Origin of the sequence: Bacillus cereus group sp. MG20 (genome assembly GCF_040459885.1) — a bacterium.
In the GTDB taxonomy this organism is placed as follows: domain Bacteria; phylum Bacillota; class Bacilli; order Bacillales; family Bacillaceae_G; genus Bacillus_A; species Bacillus_A cereus.
This window is the reverse complement of the sequence record NZ_JARVHF010000001.1, coordinates 2,106,374-2,123,784: the sequence shown is the minus strand read 5'-3', so window position 1 is coordinate 2,123,784 and position 17,411 is coordinate 2,106,374. Positions and strand designations below refer to the sequence as shown.

Sequence of the window (17,411 nt, the reverse complement as noted above, 5' to 3'; positions counted from 1 at the left end):
ATTATGACCATATTATCTTTAAAATATTTTTGAAATAAGTATAAGAAATCCCATCCTTTCAAAGGATGGGATGCTATTAAGAAAATATAAAACTAAGTACTGATACGAATACAGCGAAGCCTAAAATAGTTCCACATATTTTCATATGGCGCTTACGTCCCATTACGACAATCGCAACATATTCACGGATCATTGCGTTAGGCCAGTAATAAAATGCAGTTTTTGATCCAATACCTTGGCTGTTAAGACCAGCTTGTCTTGCATATATACCAGCACGGAAAAGGTGGAAATTATTCGTTGTAAAAATACTTTTATATTTACCTTCTGGTTTTAAAGAATCCATAATTTCTTTAGAGAACAGCATATTTTGATATGTGTTTACAGAGCGATTTTCCTGGACTGTATGTTCAAGAGGAATTCCTTTTTCAACAGCGTAACTTTGCATCGCTTCCGCTTCTGGAAGACCTTCATCTGGACCTTGTCCACCAGAAAAAATAATTGTTGGTGGTGTATTCACAGCGGCTTGTTTCCAATAGAAGTCGATCGCTTTATTAATGCGGCTTGCAAGTAAAGGTGGTACTTTATCATTAATTAAGCCGCTACCAAGAACGATGATGAAATCTTGATTACGTCTTGGTCTGTTGAATTGGTATAAAAAATATGCGCTTAAGAAGTTAGATAAGTGTATAAAGAAATAGAAGCTTATAAGAGAAATAGCTGCAAAAATAGGCTCTAAATGCGATGAGACCAAACTTGCTGGATTTATAATAGGGAGTAACATAAAGAATAACATCCCTAAAGCAGCAAGGAGTGTTAAACAGTTGGTGAATCGTCTTCCTTCTCGCTTCATTAAAATTCTAGCATTAAGAAATAGCCCAAACATTAAAGCAATAATACCGAAAGGAAGCATAATAAGAAGTGCTAAAATAGGTAAAATTATAATATAGCGTAGGACATCACTACTTGAATTCACAGATATAATCACACAAAAAAGAAGGAAAAAACAGACAAAGGCATTAAATAAAAAGCCGTTTATTATTTTTCGTGGATCTTTTAAATAGGAAATAAGAAAAATAATAAATAGTATAAGAGGAATAATTCCGAAATACATCATAAATATAGTACACCTCAATTTGTATAAGAATTTGACATACCTTTTATATTACATGATTTTATAAGTAAAAATGAAAGGAAAAATGATTTTGAATTTTCTCAATAAAATATATAGATACGTATGTTACAATATATTCAAAGCGATATATTAAAAGTAAAATGGTTGAAAAGGCACTCAGTAGAGTGCTTTTTCTTTTTGTATGCAATTGTGCATATTATATTTTTTTTCAAATGAAGAGGATTACAATATAAGTTGTAGACAGACTTTATAAAGCAGAATTTCATACAAACATTTCCCTCTACTTTTTGTATCTAACAATCGTATAACAATAAATAATTCTGTTTTATAGTGTCTGTTTTTGAAAGGTGGCTTCTTTGAAGGCACCTTTTTTTTATTAGTATAGATAGTTTTCACTGTTAGCATAGTGTAAACTATCTATACTAAACATTAGCAATCTTCCGTATAAATATTATCAATTTACTATATATTCCAGTGGTGTTAACCTACATATGAAAGGCTTTCTTTTTCAAAATATTACCCCTAATAAAATTTGGAAGAAGTCAACTGTCTCCAAACTTGTCTTTATGCTTAAAGAAAAAGCACTCAAATTGAGTGCTTTTTCTTATTGAAACATGCTATTTTTCTAGGCGATTTTCATAAAATAAAAGTAAAGAAATGAAAGTGGGTGACAAAATGCCGGCAGTTGTGGAAGGTGTTATTATTGAAAACTGCAATGGAACAATTAATGTAGGTGACAAATATAACGTACAGCCGATTGAAAAGACGAAGGCTTATAATGGATCGGGATCATCAAATACAGGAATGAAAGTACAAACGTTTAGCGGGATTAGTACAGCTGATGTATGGGATAATGATGCGAATGATCAGGGGATACAGTTTACTTTATAGTACAGTATGTAAAATTGCATAAAATGAAGAAGTTGCCCTATGATACAATCTAGCTGTGAGCTGTTAATGATTCTTCTATAGTGTAGTTGTTAGATTAGAAATATAACATCTTATCGAAAATCATACGTACAAAAAAAGACACTTCAAACGAAGTGTCTTTTTTATTTTAGTGATATCCTTTAGCAGAGTCTTTATGAATTTTATTTTTAAAAATACTGTAGCTCCAAAGCTGATATCCAATAACGATTGGTACCATGACCATTGCTACGAAGAACATAATTTTTAAGTTTAATTGACTACCAGCTGCGTTGTATAACGTTGTACTGTATGCATCGTTAATACGGGATGGTAACATTCTTGGGAACATACCTGCAAAGCCAGTTGTCATAAACATTGCGATTGTTAGGCAAACGAATGTGAATGCAAGGCCGATTTTATGTTTGTACACCATAATAAGTGCGAGTACACTCATTAGCATTGCAAGTACTGGAAGAATGAATAGTACCGGATATTCCGTAAAGTTTTGGAATAAGTTTGTCCGATTAGCAGTTGCTACATAGAAGATAGCTAAAATAATAGCTGCTGCCATTGAAAATGGTCTTGCGATTTTATAAGCACGGTCGGATACTTCACCAGTCGTTTTAATCATGACCCAAAGGGCACCGGATACGACAAATATAGCAGTGAAGAACAACCCTCCTAAAATACCGTAATGGTTTAGTAAGCTAAGTAAATTTCCTTCATAGCCATTTTTTCCGATTTGTAGTCCGTAATACAAGTTAGCGAATGTAACACCGAATAAGAAGGCGATTAGGAAACTGCCAATTGCAAATGCCCATTTACAAGTTTTTTGCCAAATTGGTGAATCATCTTTATGCATGAATTCCAGTCCAGCGGCACGAGCAAATAGTGCAAGTAATACTAAGAATAACGGTGTATATAGATAACTAAACATATTTGCATATGTGACTGGGAAGGCAGCAAATGTTGCGCCACCAGCTGTAATTAACCACACTTCATTACCGCCCCAGAATGGGCCAATTGCTTCTTGTAATTGATTTCGTTCTTGTCGATCTTTCGTAACGAAAGGAAAGATCATTCCGTTACCAAGTGCATACCCGTCAAGGATGAAGTAAACTGTCCAAATCACGCCCCATAAACCGAACCAGATGATTGCAAGCATATCATGAGACATGGGCCACGCCTCCCTCAGTAGCAGGTTCTTCTAATGCTGCAGGTCCTTTTTTCGCGAACTTCAGCATTAAGTATACGTCTGCGATTAAAAGTAAAGTGTAGAACAAAATTAAACTAATTAATGAGAACCAAATTTGCGGGACAGATATAGGTGATACAGATTCTGCTGTACGCATTAGTTTATATACTGTCCAAGGTTGGCGACCTACTTCAGCGACAATCCATCCTGCGTTAATCGCGATATAAGGAAGTAAGACAGACCATATTGTAATTTTTAAATAACGTTTTGAGTTTTCTAGTTTTCCTTTTCGGTTTAAATAGAAGCCATACCAAGTTAATGCCATAAAGAACATACCAAGTGCAACCATTAAGCGGAAGCTATAATACACGAGGTTAACATTTGGACGTTCATCTTTCGGAATATCTTTTAAACCAATAATTTCGCCATCAAATGAGTTTGTATAGAAGAAGCTTCCGAGTTTTGGAATCGTAAGGAATTCAAAGTTTTTCTCATTTTTTACATCAGGAATTTGAACAATTGAGAAGCCTTGTCCTTTTCCAGTTTCCCAAACTGCTTCCATCGCAGCTCCTTTTGCTGGTTGATATTTAGCTGCTGATACACCAGATTGATGTCCCATAAACGGTGTAATTGTTGCGGCGAATAAGCCTAACATTAAACCAAACTTAAATGATTTTTTGAAGAATTCCACTTCATTTTTACGTAATAAGTGATAGGCACTAATTGCCATAACGAAGAAAGCACCTACGATATAACAACCAATGACAGTATGGAAGAACATATTCCAAGCATATGGATTTGTAACGAGTGCCCAGAAATCATTTAATTCAGCGCGGCCATTACGTACTACGTAGCCAACAGGGTTTTGCATAAATCCGTTTGCTGTAATAATCCAAAGTGCGGAAATGTTTGTTCCAAGTGCAACCATCCACATACAGAAGGCACGGAACTTTGGTGAAATTTTGTCTTTACCGAATAACCATATTCCCATGAAAGTAGATTCTAAGAAGAAGGCAACGAGTGCTTCGATTGCGAGAGGTGATCCGAAAATATCTCCCATATATTTGGAGTACTCAGACCAGTTCGTTCCAAATTGGAATTCCATCGTAATCCCAGTTATAATCCCCATTACGAAGTTAATTGTAAATAATTTACCCCAGAAATTTGCCATTTTACGGTATGTTGGATTCAATGTGCGGGCGTATTGAGTTTCCATACATGCTACTAAAATGACAAGTCCGATTGTCAAAGGTACAAATAAAAAGTGATAAAAAATAGTAATTGCAAATTGAAAACGACTCAGTAACAGAACGTCGGACATAATAAATATTCACTCCTTTTTTACATTATCTACAATCAGTTTATAGTGAAAATACGTTTAAAGTATGTGAGACTTGTTACAAAGCTGTGTGTATATTTTGAAAGAATTATGTCGATTATCTGAAAATATCTTATTTTTACTATAAAGCGATATCCTTTTTGAGTTTTTCATATTTTGGTACACTATATAAGTAATGTAAATGAGAGAAAAGAGGGTTTTTTACTATGAAGTCATTAGAAGAGATTTTACAATACAATGAAAAATTTGTTGAAGAGAAAAGATACGAAGAGTATGAAACGGGAAAATTCCCGAATAAAAAAATGGTAATTATCTCTTGTATGGATACTCGTCTTGTTGAATTATTACCAAAAGCAATGAATATGCGTAACGGTGATGTGAAAATTATTAAAGTAGCAGGAGCTGTTATCTCACATCCATTCGGAAGTATTATGCGTAGTATTTTAGTTGCTGTATATGAACTTGGTGCTGATGAAGTTTGTGTAGTTGGTCACCACGATTGCGGTATGGCAAAAATTCAAGCAAGCAGTACAATTGAGAAGATGAAAGAGCGGGGTATAACAAATGAGAAATTAGATACACTCCGTTATTCTGGAATCGATTTAGAAAGATTCCTACAAGGGTTCTCTAGTGTAGAAGAAAGTGTAGAACATAGCGTATCGATACTTCGCAACCATCCATTACTTCCAGAAGAAGTACCTGTTCACGGTCTTGTTATAGATCCTGATACAGGAAAATTAGATTTAGTTGTGAATGGTTACGACAATTAAGAATTTACTTTGTCATCCTTTTTATCTGGGACAGGATCAAATCCTCCCGGGTGGAAAGGGTGACATTTTAATATACGCTTACAAGTAAGCCAAAAACCTTTGAGTGCACCATGTTTTTGAAACGCCTCTAATCCGTAATGAGAACAAGTCGGATAAAAGCGGCAAGTTGGTGGTGTCATCGGAGAAATGAACTTTTGATAAAAGCGTATAATCCCAATAAAAATCTGTTTCATAATGGTCTCCTTTTCAGCATAGTCTTAAAGTATTATAGCACGACGGTACATAATACTTTACTAATGTGCATTTCCGTTATATCATATTGGATATAACGGAATTAAATTAAAAGCGGGAGAGATGTTGTATGCCATCAGTAGAAAGCTTTGAATTAGATCATACGATTGTAAAGGCACCTTATGTAAGACATTGCGGAGTTCACAATGTAGGTAGTGACGGTATTGTAAATAAATTTGATATTCGTTTTTGCCAACCGAATAAACAAGCAATGAAACCAGATGTTATTCATACGTTAGAACATTTATTAGCATTTAATTTACGTAAATATATTGATCGTTATCCGCATTTTGATATTATCGATATTTCACCGATGGGCTGCCAAACAGGATATTATCTTGTAGTAAGCGGAACACCGACAGTACGAGAAATCATTGATTTATTAGAATTAACATTAAAAGATGCGGTTCAAATTACAGAAATTCCAGCTGCAAATGAAACACAATGTGGTCAAGCGAAGCTTCACGACTTAGAAGGAGCACAACGCTTAATGAACTTCTGGTTAAGCCAAGATAAAGATGAACTTGAGAAAGTGTTTGGATAAAATAAAAAACTGCCTGTGAAAGGGCAGTTTTTTTATTGTCCTAAGAGCAACCATACTCTTCTTTTTTATGAAAATATATTACATACTCCAACATATAAAACAAAGGCAGAACAGAGAAAATAAACAAATGCTTTCGTTTTTTGCTGCTTCTTTATTTCATCGATTCCAAAAAGGATACACATAATACTTAAAAGGATAAACACGTAAGGTAAAAGAATAGTGAAGTTTGCAAAGAAGCTAAATAGGGCGAGAAAAAGAGCGATAGTGGCGATTATAATTTGAATGTTTTTTAACATGGAATCCCCCTTAAGTAGAAAGAAATAGTTACTGAGAGAAAATAATTATAAATGCTAAATTGGTCAAAATTTCATTCTACATATAACGAAAGTAGTTTGATATTAAAAAGAAGAATATGAGACTGGAAACGAAAAAATACGGGATACTCATTGATTTTCGTCCGGATTTCAATTCATTAATTCCTAGAAGAATAAAGAAACAACTGAGAATAAATTGTACGTATGGGAGAAGTGAAAAATTATCGGTAACATGGATATAAGTGCTTAGAATGAGTAAGAGAAGCATGAGAAATGCTAAAAAACTCCGTAATATAGTTAGAGTTAGCATTGTATAGCCTCCTTTAGACCATTTATCGGAATATTTCTGTGAAACCAATAAATAAAGCAGCGGCTCCTGCTAGTAGAGCGAGCACACTACCTCCTGTTTGCCTCTTTAATATTTCCTCTAAACTTATGGTGAGGGCCATAACTCCTAAAGAGATAAACATATACGGCATTATTTCTCTATTACTAGTAAAAAATCCATAGATTGCTATAGATAAAGCAATAAGTGATAAAGTAATCCGTACTCCTTTTAGCATGCATGTACCTCCTTTTATTTGATATAGCTAATGATGAGAACAATCCAAATGAAAGCATCGGCAATAATACAAATAAATCCCGTTGCTGCCTCCTTTTTCTTTATTTGTTCAAATGCGATGAGAAACATTAAAGCCCCTAATAGAAATTGTGAAAGAGGTAAAAAATTATTTTGACCTGTATATAATCCAATTGCCGACATAACGATCACAGTGAGTGCTACTATGATGCGAAGTATACGAAGCATATTAGGAATTCTCCTTATTCTTTTTTGTATAAGGATTGTCTTCTAGTTTATCGACGGAATGTTTATAAGCATAGCCTTTATTAATTGTCATGACGGAGAGTAAGAGGATGATTAGGACGATGATAATACCGATAATTAATATTTTGAACATAAAATCCCTCCTTTTCTTTATTTTACATAATTTTGTAATTGATGAAAACAATAGAAAATAAAAGGATGAAAGAAGGGTGTTACATGGAGACGAAAAAAACATATTATATATCAATAGGAAATGGTCAAATTTCACAAGTGAAGACGGCGGATACGTATAATTTTGAGATTTCCGCAAATGATGAGGAAATTACGGAATTAAGAGAGCACTTTGATCAAGCATATGTAGAAGATTTAGGGTCATTTGTACGCTCCCACGTTCCATTTGTTGAGTATCATCACGATTCAAATAATGACCGATATGATGAACAACTACAAAAAGCATATAAAATGATTTACGATTTAGGAAATCATGAGACGAAAGAATTAGTCGCGCAAATGGGAATAATCAATGGATTGTAATTGGATAATATTATGCAGAAAAGCGAGAATATGCTACAATTTGTGGTAGGAAAAACTTGTAACCATCAATAGGGGAGTAATGGCATGTACAAATTTAAAGATTATTACCACAACACTGTACAATTATCGTTTGAACGTTATCCATTTTCTCCTGAGCCAAAGCATGTTTGGGTTGTATGCCGGTACGGGGATCAATGGTTATTAACGCATCATTTACGTCGCGGTCTTGAATTTCCAGGTGGTAAAGTAGAACTAGGGGAAACACCGGAAGAAGCGGCAGTTCGAGAGGTTCATGAAGAAACCGGCGGCATAGTTTCTGATTTAACTTACTTAGGACAATACAAAGTATCTGGAAAAGACAAAATAATCATTAAAAACATTTATTTTGCAACAATTAGTGCGGTAGAAGAACATACGCATTACGAAGAAACGAAAGGGTCTGTTTTATTAAAAGACATTCCTGACAACATTAAAACGAATAGAAAATTTAGCTTTATAATGCGTGATGACGTATTAGCGCGTACGATGAAACATATAGAAGAAATCGGCTGTTTTACGAAGTAAAGTGGCCGGTTTCTTTTTTTGTATGTAAGAATAAATGTAAATATATCTTTACATTATTTTGGGTATATTATACAATTTTGTAAAGATATATTTACATTTTAGGAGGGGGAAGATGGATAAAAGAAAAGAAACGACTGTTACTGTTTCGATGGTTAAATTAAACTTTTCTTTATTTTTTATAATAATTGCTTTGTTGTTTGGAATTGGTTATTTGCATATATTTCTTTCAGGTGGGGTTCAAGTTGAAGTTACATTATTAACGATGTTTCTTTTTATTATCGCAATGATTGTTCTCGTTTGTATTCATGAAGCGATACATTTAATTGGCTTTCGCTATATCGGAGGTGTTCCGTGGAGTGAACTAAAATGGGGCGTTAATTGGAAATTAGGTGTTGCATATGCTCATTCTAAACAGGCGGTTACAGTAAAGCAAATGAAGAAAGTGTTAATGCTTCCGTTTTTACCAACTGGAATTTTGCCAATTGTATTGGGATTAGCTATGAATCTGGAGCCACTCTCATTTTTAGGAATTCTACTAACAGCAGGTTGTATCGGTGACATTGCCTTATATCAAAAAGTTTCAAAGTTTCCAGATGATGCGCTAGTAAAAGATCATCCGAGTAAACCAAAGTTTACAGTGTATGAATAATAAGAGGAGGCTTTTTTGAACAACGCCTCCTCTTATTATTTTTATTTTTTTTCGGTAAATCGATCTATTGTGAAAATCATTGATGTAATTTAATTACTATTATTGTGTTTTTATCTCCACCTCTAAAAACGAAAGCACCTCCAACAAATCATCTACGATACGTGAATGCTTAAAATTCCCCCAAAACGAATCTTTTTTCCAAACACCAAGAATCCCTACTTGTTCAGAACCAAGCACATCGTTTTCTGGATGATCTCCAACATAAAGACATTCTTCTGCCTTCACATCTAGTCTTTGCAAAGCACGTTCGAAAATTTCAGGATGAGGTTTTTTAATTCCTTCAGCTTCTGAAACGAGAATGGTGTTTGTATACGTATGTATATGTAGTGCTCGAAGGTTGCTCATCTGAAATTCAGTAAAACCATTTGTGATAATACCAATTTTAATGTTTCGCTGTTGTAACTGTTGAAGTAGTTCATGCGTGTTTTTGAAAGGGATACAATGATGTTGGAAGTTTGTAATGTAGTCGTGCAGCATTTGCTCTTGCGTTAAAGTAGTAATGATGTATTCGGAAAGGAGAGTAGCATATACTTTATCCTTCCACGTATAGCCATTATTATCGAGTTCAAGAAATCGAGAACAATACTCTGATTTCTCTATACTCATCAAATGTGAGGAGAAGCGATTATATTGCTCACAAATAAATTGTTCTAAAGATTGGCGCCGATCTAATAGTGTTCCATCTAAGTCGAATAAGATTGCACGAATCATGAGAAGCCTCCTTGCAGTTTTTATAATTAATTATCGCATATTCGTAAAAAAATGATTATGATATTTTGTAGAATGGAATAATGGGGGATTGTATGAAGAAATTGTATAGCAAGTTAGTGTGTTGTATTATAGCAAGCAGTTTAGTTGCAGGATGCGATAGTGCTATCGAGGTTACGAAAGAAAAAGAAATTTGTAAAACAGAAGAAGAGTGTACGCAAATAGGAGATAAAACATTACAAAAAGTATATAAAAAGATAGAGGGACTTTCAGAACTTGAAAAAGTAGAGGATTATGACATAGGAGAGTATGAAAGTATGAATATGAAAGAGGCGGAACAGAAAAAAGAAGAGGATGACAATTATTTCTTTTTAGCTTCTTATTATATCGATGGTGATGAAATTGTAGATCCTTATTTTGAGAAATTGGATCGTAAGAGATTGAATAAAGCTTTTGCAGATGACGAAGTAGCAAAAGATGATTTGTTAAGTCAGCGACAAGATAGAGAGTATCATGAAACTTTATGGGACATGTATCGCACTCTCATTCCAGTGAAATATCGTGAGAATATAACAGGGTTTGATCTAATAACGGATGGTTATGATGGCGTTGTTGCTCATGTCATGCCAAGTATGGATGACCCGAGAGATTGGTTGCTTAGTTTAGACGTGCTCGATTCTGGGGTGAATATAGATGAAGTGATGAAAACATTAATTCATGAAACGGCTCACGTATTAACGATTGGGCATAAACAAGTACCAGTGGATAGGAAATATTTAGAGGCGTTTGATGAAGAGAAAGACATTTCATCATATCGAAATAAATGTAAAACGGTGTTCTTGAAAAATGGATGTGCGAGAAAAACTTCGTATATTAACCAATTTTATAATGAATTTTGGAAACCAATTGAGCAAGAGTGGACAGAAAAGAAAGTAGAAGAAAGTGAAGAGGCACAAATTAAATTTTATAAAGAAAAGCATGATGAGTTTGTATCGCTGTATGGAACAACAAATGTAACGGAAGATATCGCAGATACATTTACAGCGTTCATTTTACAAGATTCAAAAAAGGTGAAAGAAGGAACAGAGTTAAAATATAAGAAAATTGCTTTCTTCTATCAGTTCCCTGAGCTTGTAAAAATGAGAGCGGAAGTGCTGTCGGGATTATATGATGTTTCGAAAACGATAGAACAACAAAGTGGAGACTAATGTGAGTTATGCGTTCGATATAGTTTCGTTAAAGTAAAGCGTGAAGAATTTTTAATTCTTTGCGTTTTTTCATGTTGATAAAATTGAAAATTCTGTATTTTTCTTTAAAAGAAGAAGGAACTGGAGGTATAAAATAGAATTAGTATAAAAACGTCACAATTTAGACACAATTATAATGCGCGTGTTGTAGGGACTATAAGTTTACTCTCGAGGAGGTAATGAAACGTATGAAAACGATTCTTGCTGTTGCTGGTCTCATTTGGGTAATGTCTCACGGTTTTCCGATTTTTGAAGGGGAGCAAATTCGTAGTGCTTTGAATGAAAAGTTTAATGATTATCATGTGATAGATCGAAAAGATAATGTCGTTACAGTACGTGTGAAAGACTGTTTCCATACAGTTACGGTTGCGGATGGAAACATTACAAATGAAACGAAAATGTGTGATAAAAGGTAAAAGAAAGAAGCTGACTATAGCGTACTGTTTTGAGTCAGCTTCTTTTTCTTTTTCCAATTAGAATTTTTTCAAATGCCTCAACAAATACATACATAAGAGTTGCAAGAACACATGTGAGTAGTACGCTAAGTAAGACGAGTGTGAAATTAAAGACTTGGAATCCGTAGCTAATTAAGTAGCCAAGTCCTTGTTTGGAAACGAGAAGTTCTCCGAAAATAACACCGACCCAGGATAAACCAACGTTTACTTTTAACGTTGAGATAATTGCTGGAAAGGATGCAGGGAGAACGACTTGCTTATAACATTGCCATTTATTTGCACCAAATGTGTCCATCACTTTTATATAGTTAGAATCGACTTCTTGAAATGCACTGTAAATAACGAGAATGGTAATGATGATGGAAATGATTACTCCCATTGCGATAGAAGATGAAATGTTTGGACCGAAAATAACGATGATGATTGGACCGAGTGCAACTTTTGGCATTGCATTTAGGACGACGAGATAAGGATCAAGTACGCGGGCTAGAAGTGGCATCCACCAAAGGAACGTGGCAATAATAGCACCAAGTACTGTTCCGAGAATGAAGCCTACTCCTGTTTCCAGTAATGTCGTCCATATGTGGACCCAAAGTGAACCGTCGATCCATTTCGTTAAGAAGAGATCCCAAATACTCGAAGGAGAGCTAAAGAGTAAAGGATCAATCCATTCTTTTTTACTAGCTATTTCCCATAGTGCAAAGAAAAGAATAAGTAGTAAAAGTTGTAGCGAGCGAGCAATCCAAGCGCGTCTGCGTTCGTTCTTTCGAAATTGTTCATGTAGTTGTTTTATATTATCCAAGTCGTTCCAGCTCCTTCCATATATCTTGAAAGAGGGCTGGGAAATCGTAGTGATGGCGTGCTTCTAACGGTGATAAAGAACGGATACTTTCCGGGACGATAAAGGTTTTTGCGATTTTTCCGGGATTCGCTTGCAGTAAATAAATACGATCACTCATCGCGATCGCTTCTTCAATATCATGAGTAACAAGTAGTGATGTTTTCTTATATTTATTTAGTAAGTTGAAAACGAGTTCTTCTAGTTTTAATTTCGTTTGATAATCGAGTGCGGAGAATGGTTCATCTAGTAATAAAATTTTCGGATCAGTCGCTAATGTTCGAACGAGAGCGGCACGTTGACGCATACCGCCGGATAGTTCACGAGGATATTGTTCTTCTACACCATGAAGACCGACTTGTTTTAAAAGATTTAAAGTATGTTCTTTCATCTGCTCATCATAAATCTTTCGAATATGAAGTCCAAGCATAATATTTTCTTCAATCGTTTTCCAAGGGAATAAGTAATCTTGTTGCAACATATATCCCATAGATGATGTTTTCGTTGTAATCGGTTCACCATCTAAAAAGACGATACCGTCAATTGGATCAAGTAGTCCAGCAATGATTGAGAGGAGCGTTGTTTTACCGCAACCACTTGGACCGAGTATAGAAATAAATTCGCCTTCTTCCACTTGTAAGCTCATATCTTCGAGAATAAGTTTGGCATTCTCTTTTGCAAAAAAACAGTGAGAAACGTTACGTATTTGCAAAAAACTCATACACTTCGCCTCTATTTCTTAATAACGCTTTCGGCAATTTTTGTATTGACGAGCGCTTCATGTGGGACTTCTTTTTGTAATTCACCAGCGTCTTTCATAATAGTTTGGAGCTGTTTCCATTCTTCTGCATCTAATAGTGGATTTGTCGCATAAGAATGTTGCTTTTTATACCGTTCAATTACTTTTACTGTAATGTCTTTTGAAGTGTCTTTAAATAGCGGGGAAACAGTATCAGCAATCTCTTCTGGACTATGTGTATCAACCCATTGCTGTGCTTTATAGAGAGCACGTGTGAACTTTTCAGCAGCAGCTTTATCTTTCTTTAAGAAACTTTCTTTTGCCATGAACGTTGTATAAGGAACAGTACCAGATTCATTTCCGAATGAAGCGACGATATAACCTTTACCTTCTTTCTCAAGTATACTTGCAGTCGGTTCAAAGAGCTGTACAAACTCTCCAGTACCAGATGCGAAGGCATTTGCAATATTAGCAAATTCGATATTTTGAATTAAGTTCGTATCTTTGCGAGGATCAATGCCATTTTTCTTTAAAACGTATTCTCCAACCATTTGCGGCATGCCGCCTTTACGCTGTCCTAAAAATGTAACACCTTTTACGTCATTCCAATTAAAAGAGTCTAGTTTTTTACGTGAAACTAAAAATGTCCCATCTGTTTGTGTAAGCTGTGCAAAGTTAATGACAGGGTCTTTCGCTCCTTGTTGATGAACGTAAATAGACGTTTCAGAACCGACGAGAGCGATATCAATTCCGCCAGATAATAGGGCGGTCATCGTTTTATCACCGCCAGCTGTTGTTTGTAGGTCAATATTTAGTCCTTCATCTTTAAAAAATCCTTTTTCAATCCCAACATATAATGGGGCATAGAAGAGAGAATGGGTAACTTCGCCGACGCGAATGTTTTGAGTTTGTTCTTTCGTACCTTCTTTTTTACTACTACAAGCAGCAAAAGTAAAAACAGCTAGTAACATGATGCAAAAAATCGCGATTAATTTTTTCACTATATAACACCTCCTAGAAGTCACTCTACAAGCATGATATGTAGGTAATCGCCCATATGTGAGTGTAGATAGCAGGAATTTTTTTGGTGGTAAAGAAGTACAAATATAAGGGGTGATAAAATGGAGTACGAATACGATGATAGCGTACATTTACATCTTGATTATTTCGGGACAGAATGTGATATGGAATCGATTGCTTATAAGAGAAAGAATGAAGACGTATGGGATGTGTATTTTAATTTTGGAGTATACGGTATTCAGAAAGACGATGTAGAGTTAGGGAGATTTATGGACGAATATGCTGGTCATTACGTTTTTTCTGTACATGCTCGCGATCTTAGCTGGGAATTTGGAAGTGCCCAGTTTGAAGAGTGGGTTTTGAAAAATCGGATAGTAGAAAAAACGCTACAAAAATAGGAGGAATTTTGTGATTGGATTTCTCATCTTATTATTTATTTTTGTGGCCGGATTTTTTATCATGCAAATGCTTATTTACCGATTTGCAAAGAAAAACATCCATAAATATACAAAAATAAAATGGTTTCATATGTGGCTACATATGAATATGAAAAAAGGTCCGAGATTAGATTTTTTTGATTTTGTAATTATAGTACTCGTATGTATCGTATGGAAAATATGGCTGCTTCCTTTTATATAATACACATGCTAATCATTTTCTCTTTTATCATAAAATAACGAAAAGAACCTGTCTTGTGGCAGGTTCTTTTCGTTATAGTAATAGTTGTTAAAAACGTGCAACGCCTTTTTATTAATTCTTTCGTATTTTCATGTTAAATCTTCAATAGCAGGACTTCTAAAAAATAGTTATTGTATCATAAAGTGGAATGCTGAAATTAAGTTTTTCAAGAATTAGTAATTTGTATGCCACAATTTAACTGTTGATTAAGGGAATATTAAGACAATACATTTATGATAGAAACAAGTATGCAGACGAAATATGTAATATATGTTATTTTAATAGAAATAGTTCTTTCGATGCGGGGGAAATTAAGACATAGAAACGAGGGAATGAATTGAAGTATGGTTCTACACTTTTTCATCTTCCAAAAAGAAATATATTAATTTCTAGCATTATAAGTAGTATGGTGACTTTATTAGTAATAACTATGCTGTTTATGATTTTAAAGGTTTTTAATTTAGACATGATGAAAGATCATTTAAATCAAAAGCTTGTTTTAAGTGTTATGATGATTTTCATATGGGGCATAACGTTTTATATTACGCATTTCAATAAAAAAGAGATGTCTATACTTAGAGCATCCCTGCGAGTGCATTTTATATTACTTTTACTAGCTCATACAGTAGCGTTATTTTATATTGTCATGCAAGTTAATATGAGTTTCATAGAGGCAATGAATTGGATTTACTTTTATAATATGCAGTTTATATTAAGTTTTGTAGTAATTTATGCAATATATATTCTTGTATATAATTTAATAGGTAAGGTTTTTCTAAGTATGGTTTTAACGAGCTGTACGTTAGTCATTTTAGGTATTGTGAATTATTTAAAGCTTATTTTCAGAGGCGATCCGTTATATCCTTCTGATTTCACACAAATTACGCATATGCAATCTGTTATACCGATGGTGATGGACTATTTTAGCTGGAGCTATATTTTTGTCATTATCTTAAGTATCGTAGCTTGTATTGTAGCAGGGATATATATGAGAAGATATATTCAAAATGTAAAGATTCATCTAGGAATAAGAACCTTATTAGTAGTAGGATCTATTTTTGTTCTATATGCGTACGGTAATTTTGCGAATACATTTATGAATAAAGTATTTCAAAAATCAGGTGTAGATTTTGTTTTGTGGAATCAAAATGAGAACTATGCTTCAAATGGTTTTGTACTAGGGTTTATTAGCAATTTAGATACAACAGTTATGAAAAAACCAAAAAATTATTCTAAAGAAAATATGCTTCAAATAGCAAACGATATAAAAAAACAATATAGTGGAAATATAGGGAATGAAAAGAAAAAAGAGAAACCGAATATTATTTTTGTAATGAGTGAATCGTTTTGGGATCCCACGAAAGTAACCAACCTTTCTTTTAGTGAAGATCCTGTACCAAATTTACATCATTATATAGAAAACTTTCCTGGTGGACAAACTATTTCTCCTACATTTGGGGGAAATACGGCGAACGTTGAATTTGAGGCATTAACAAGTTATTCAATGAGTTTGTTAAAGCCAGGTTCTATACCATATCAGCAGGTTATTACAAATAAGAAAGAAATTCCATCAATCCCTACGGCGTTGAAAAAAGAAGGTTATTATACAAGTGCAATTCATTCATTTGGTCGCACATTCTTTAAACGTGACGATGTATATAAGGTGTTAGGATTTGATAAGTTTAATGCAGAGGACACGATGGAAAATGTGGATATTGATGGAGATTATATTAGTGATTTAGCGATGAGTAAAGAGATAATTGCTGAGTTAGAGGAACAAAAACAGCCAACATTTATTCATGCAGTTACGATGCAAAATCATTTTCCATTTACAGAAGGCCGATTTGGTGAAAACCTAATAGAAATTAGCGGTCTAGAAAATGAAGAATCAAAGGGAGAATTAGAGACGTATACAGAAGGATTAAGACGTTCAGATGAGGCCCTTCAATATTTAATAGAGCAACTAGATAATTTAGATAGACCTACATTATTAGTATTCTTTGGAGATCATCTTCCATCATTAGGAACAAATAAATCTTTTTATAAAGAAAATGGGTATATAACGAATGAAAAAACACCGAGCGAACGTTTAGCGATGGCGCAAACTCCGTTATTAATGTATGCAAACTTTGATATGCCAAATGATAATTTAGGTTTAGTAAGCCCAATTCATTTTTCTAATCTTATTTTTGATTATGCAGGATTAAATAAATCCTTATTTTATCAATTTTTATCGGAACTTTACAAGGAAATACCAGTGCTTAGAGATGAATTAAAAGTTGATAAAAATGGAGAAGTAATCAATGATTTAACAAAGAAACAAAATGAAATGTTAGAGCAATATAAAATGCTTCAATATGATTTACTCGTTGGAAATCAATATAGTAAAGATATTCTCTTTAAATAAAAGAAACAAAAAGAACTTGTATAACGATACAAGTTCTTTTTTCATAGTATTTAACGGGGTAACCAGACAAGCTGGGTTTAGGGAGTATTACTTGTACATTTAGTATATATGAAAATATAATCGTTTTATTTGTGTATTTGTGAGAAATGTGTGAATTTTATGTTTTATAAAAAACGATTATGTTAACGTTCA

General features: G+C 34.0%; 23 protein-coding genes. 11 read left to right on the top strand and 12 right to left on the bottom strand.

Annotated features, from left to right (window positions below; all coding sequences use genetic code 11):
* Positions 1 to 76 precede the first annotated feature (76 nt).
* Positions 77 to 1,114, bottom strand: coding sequence for a YdcF family protein (locus tag QCI81_RS10920; RefSeq protein ID WP_023523233.1), 1,038 nt, complete (start codon positions 1,112 to 1,114; stop codon positions 77 to 79).
* A 675-nt stretch (positions 1,115 to 1,789) separates the two neighbouring features.
* On the opposite strand from QCI81_RS10920, the gene QCI81_RS10915 reads away from it, so the two are divergent.
* The gene (locus QCI81_RS10915) at positions 1,790 to 2,023 is read left to right on the top strand and encodes a spore germination protein (protein WP_002001299.1); all 234 of its coding nucleotides are present in this window, start codon (positions 1,790 to 1,792) and stop codon (positions 2,021 to 2,023) included.
* Between the two features lie 166 nt (positions 2,024 to 2,189).
* On the opposite strand, the gene cydB is transcribed toward QCI81_RS10915, so the two are convergent.
* Positions 2,190 to 3,218 carry a cytochrome d ubiquinol oxidase subunit II gene (gene cydB, locus QCI81_RS10910; protein ID WP_000017662.1) on the bottom strand — a complete coding sequence of 343 codons (1,029 nt, stop codon included), beginning with the start codon at positions 3,216 to 3,218 and terminating at the stop codon, positions 2,190 to 2,192.
* The gene (cydA, locus tag QCI81_RS10905; protein ID WP_053563495.1) at positions 3,208 to 4,557 is read right to left on the bottom strand and encodes a cytochrome ubiquinol oxidase subunit I; all 1,350 of its coding nucleotides are present in this window, start codon (positions 4,555 to 4,557) and stop codon (positions 3,208 to 3,210) included. The genes cydB and cydA overlap by 11 nt, the downstream gene beginning before the upstream one ends.
* A gap of 224 nt (positions 4,558 to 4,781) precedes the next feature.
* Between cydA and QCI81_RS10900 the strand changes: the two genes are divergently transcribed.
* Positions 4,782 to 5,345: a beta-class carbonic anhydrase gene (locus tag QCI81_RS10900; RefSeq protein WP_000838173.1), complete on the top strand. Its 564-nt coding sequence runs from the start codon at positions 4,782 to 4,784 to the stop codon at positions 5,343 to 5,345.
* Here the strand turns inward: QCI81_RS10900 and yidD are convergent.
* The gene (gene yidD / locus QCI81_RS10895) at positions 5,342 to 5,578 is read right to left on the bottom strand and encodes a membrane protein insertion efficiency factor YidD (RefSeq protein WP_000809334.1); all 237 of its coding nucleotides are present in this window, start codon (positions 5,576 to 5,578) and stop codon (positions 5,342 to 5,344) included. The two genes, QCI81_RS10900 and yidD, sit on opposite strands and share 4 nt — an antisense overlap.
* A gap of 128 nt (positions 5,579 to 5,706) precedes the next feature.
* On the opposite strand from yidD, the gene luxS reads away from it, so the two are divergent.
* Complete coding sequence (gene luxS / locus QCI81_RS10890) at positions 5,707 to 6,180, top strand: S-ribosylhomocysteine lyase LuxS (protein WP_001141371.1); 474 nt, start codon at positions 5,707 to 5,709, stop codon at positions 6,178 to 6,180.
* A 65-nt stretch (positions 6,181 to 6,245) separates the two neighbouring features.
* Here luxS and QCI81_RS10885 read toward each other — a convergent pair whose 3' ends face one another.
* From QCI81_RS10885 to ytzI, 4 genes are all read right to left on the bottom strand, one after another.
* Positions 6,246 to 6,476, bottom strand: a complete 231-nt coding sequence (locus QCI81_RS10885; protein WP_071731803.1) for a YczI family protein — start codon at positions 6,474 to 6,476, stop codon at positions 6,246 to 6,248.
* Between the two features lie 350 nt (positions 6,477 to 6,826).
* Positions 6,827 to 7,057, bottom strand: a complete 231-nt coding sequence (locus QCI81_RS10880; RefSeq protein ID WP_000912059.1) for a DUF3953 domain-containing protein — start codon at positions 7,055 to 7,057, stop codon at positions 6,827 to 6,829.
* Positions 7,058 to 7,071: 14 nt separating this feature from the next.
* Complete coding sequence (locus QCI81_RS10875) at positions 7,072 to 7,302, bottom strand: DUF3953 domain-containing protein (RefSeq protein ID WP_071731804.1); 231 nt, start codon at positions 7,300 to 7,302, stop codon at positions 7,072 to 7,074.
* A gap of 1 nt (position 7,303) precedes the next feature.
* Positions 7,304 to 7,453, bottom strand: coding sequence for a YtzI protein (ytzI, locus tag QCI81_RS10870; RefSeq protein ID WP_063548871.1), 150 nt, complete (start codon positions 7,451 to 7,453; stop codon positions 7,304 to 7,306).
* Between the two features lie 83 nt (positions 7,454 to 7,536).
* Between ytzI and QCI81_RS10865 the strand changes: the two genes are divergently transcribed.
* The 3 genes from QCI81_RS10865 (at position 7,537) to QCI81_RS10855 (ending at position 9,067) form a co-directional block, all read left to right on the top strand.
* Positions 7,537 to 7,854: a hypothetical protein gene (locus QCI81_RS10865; protein ID WP_000448409.1), complete on the top strand. Its 318-nt coding sequence runs from the start codon at positions 7,537 to 7,539 to the stop codon at positions 7,852 to 7,854.
* A gap of 84 nt (positions 7,855 to 7,938) precedes the next feature.
* Entirely contained in the window at positions 7,939 to 8,418 is a 480-nt protein-coding gene (gene mutTA / locus QCI81_RS10860; protein ID WP_000276385.1) for an antimutator 8-oxo-(dGTP/GTP)ase, read from the top strand.
* A gap of 112 nt (positions 8,419 to 8,530) precedes the next feature.
* Positions 8,531 to 9,067 (top strand): DUF3267 domain-containing protein, encoded by a 537-nt coding sequence (locus tag QCI81_RS10855; protein WP_071731805.1) that lies wholly within the window; start codon positions 8,531 to 8,533, stop codon positions 9,065 to 9,067.
* A 99-nt stretch (positions 9,068 to 9,166) separates the two neighbouring features.
* Here the strand turns inward: QCI81_RS10855 and QCI81_RS10850 are convergent, their stop codons facing one another.
* Positions 9,167 to 9,838 (bottom strand): HAD family hydrolase, encoded by a 672-nt coding sequence (locus tag QCI81_RS10850; protein ID WP_071731806.1) that lies wholly within the window; start codon positions 9,836 to 9,838, stop codon positions 9,167 to 9,169.
* Between the two features lie 92 nt (positions 9,839 to 9,930).
* Between QCI81_RS10850 and QCI81_RS10845 the strand changes: the two genes are divergently transcribed.
* Both QCI81_RS10845 and QCI81_RS10840 read left to right on the top strand, forming a co-directional pair.
* Complete coding sequence (locus QCI81_RS10845; RefSeq protein WP_353810730.1) at positions 9,931 to 11,043, top strand: recombinase family protein; 1,113 nt, start codon at positions 9,931 to 9,933, stop codon at positions 11,041 to 11,043.
* Between the two features lie 227 nt (positions 11,044 to 11,270).
* Positions 11,271 to 11,498 (top strand): hypothetical protein, encoded by a 228-nt coding sequence (locus QCI81_RS10840; RefSeq protein ID WP_000849112.1) that lies wholly within the window; start codon positions 11,271 to 11,273, stop codon positions 11,496 to 11,498.
* A 34-nt stretch (positions 11,499 to 11,532) separates the two neighbouring features.
* Here QCI81_RS10840 and QCI81_RS10835 read toward each other — a convergent pair whose 3' ends face one another.
* The 3 genes from QCI81_RS10835 to QCI81_RS10825 are packed head-to-tail and all read right to left on the bottom strand — an operon-like array spanning position 11,533 to position 14,115.
* Positions 11,533 to 12,339: an ABC transporter permease gene (locus QCI81_RS10835; protein ID WP_000368798.1), complete on the bottom strand. Its 807-nt coding sequence runs from the start codon at positions 12,337 to 12,339 to the stop codon at positions 11,533 to 11,535.
* The gene (locus QCI81_RS10830) at positions 12,332 to 13,096 is read right to left on the bottom strand and encodes an ABC transporter ATP-binding protein (protein ID WP_000009022.1); all 765 of its coding nucleotides are present in this window, start codon (positions 13,094 to 13,096) and stop codon (positions 12,332 to 12,334) included. Before QCI81_RS10830 ends, QCI81_RS10835 begins: the two co-directional genes overlap by 8 nt.
* A gap of 11 nt (positions 13,097 to 13,107) precedes the next feature.
* Entirely contained in the window at positions 13,108 to 14,115 is a 1,008-nt protein-coding gene (locus tag QCI81_RS10825) for an ABC transporter substrate-binding protein (protein ID WP_071731808.1), read from the bottom strand.
* A 120-nt stretch (positions 14,116 to 14,235) separates the two neighbouring features.
* On the opposite strand from QCI81_RS10825, the gene QCI81_RS10820 reads away from it, so the two are divergent.
* From QCI81_RS10820 to QCI81_RS10810, 3 genes are all read left to right on the top strand, one after another.
* Positions 14,236 to 14,532: a DUF3986 family protein gene (locus QCI81_RS10820; protein ID WP_000455579.1), complete on the top strand. Its 297-nt coding sequence runs from the start codon at positions 14,236 to 14,238 to the stop codon at positions 14,530 to 14,532.
* A gap of 10 nt (positions 14,533 to 14,542) precedes the next feature.
* Positions 14,543 to 14,773: a hypothetical protein gene (locus QCI81_RS10815; RefSeq protein WP_000578980.1), complete on the top strand. Its 231-nt coding sequence runs from the start codon at positions 14,543 to 14,545 to the stop codon at positions 14,771 to 14,773.
* Between the two features lie 376 nt (positions 14,774 to 15,149).
* Complete coding sequence (locus QCI81_RS10810) at positions 15,150 to 17,219, top strand: LTA synthase family protein (protein WP_071731809.1); 2,070 nt, start codon at positions 15,150 to 15,152, stop codon at positions 17,217 to 17,219.
* Positions 17,220 to 17,411: the final 192 nt, after the last annotated feature.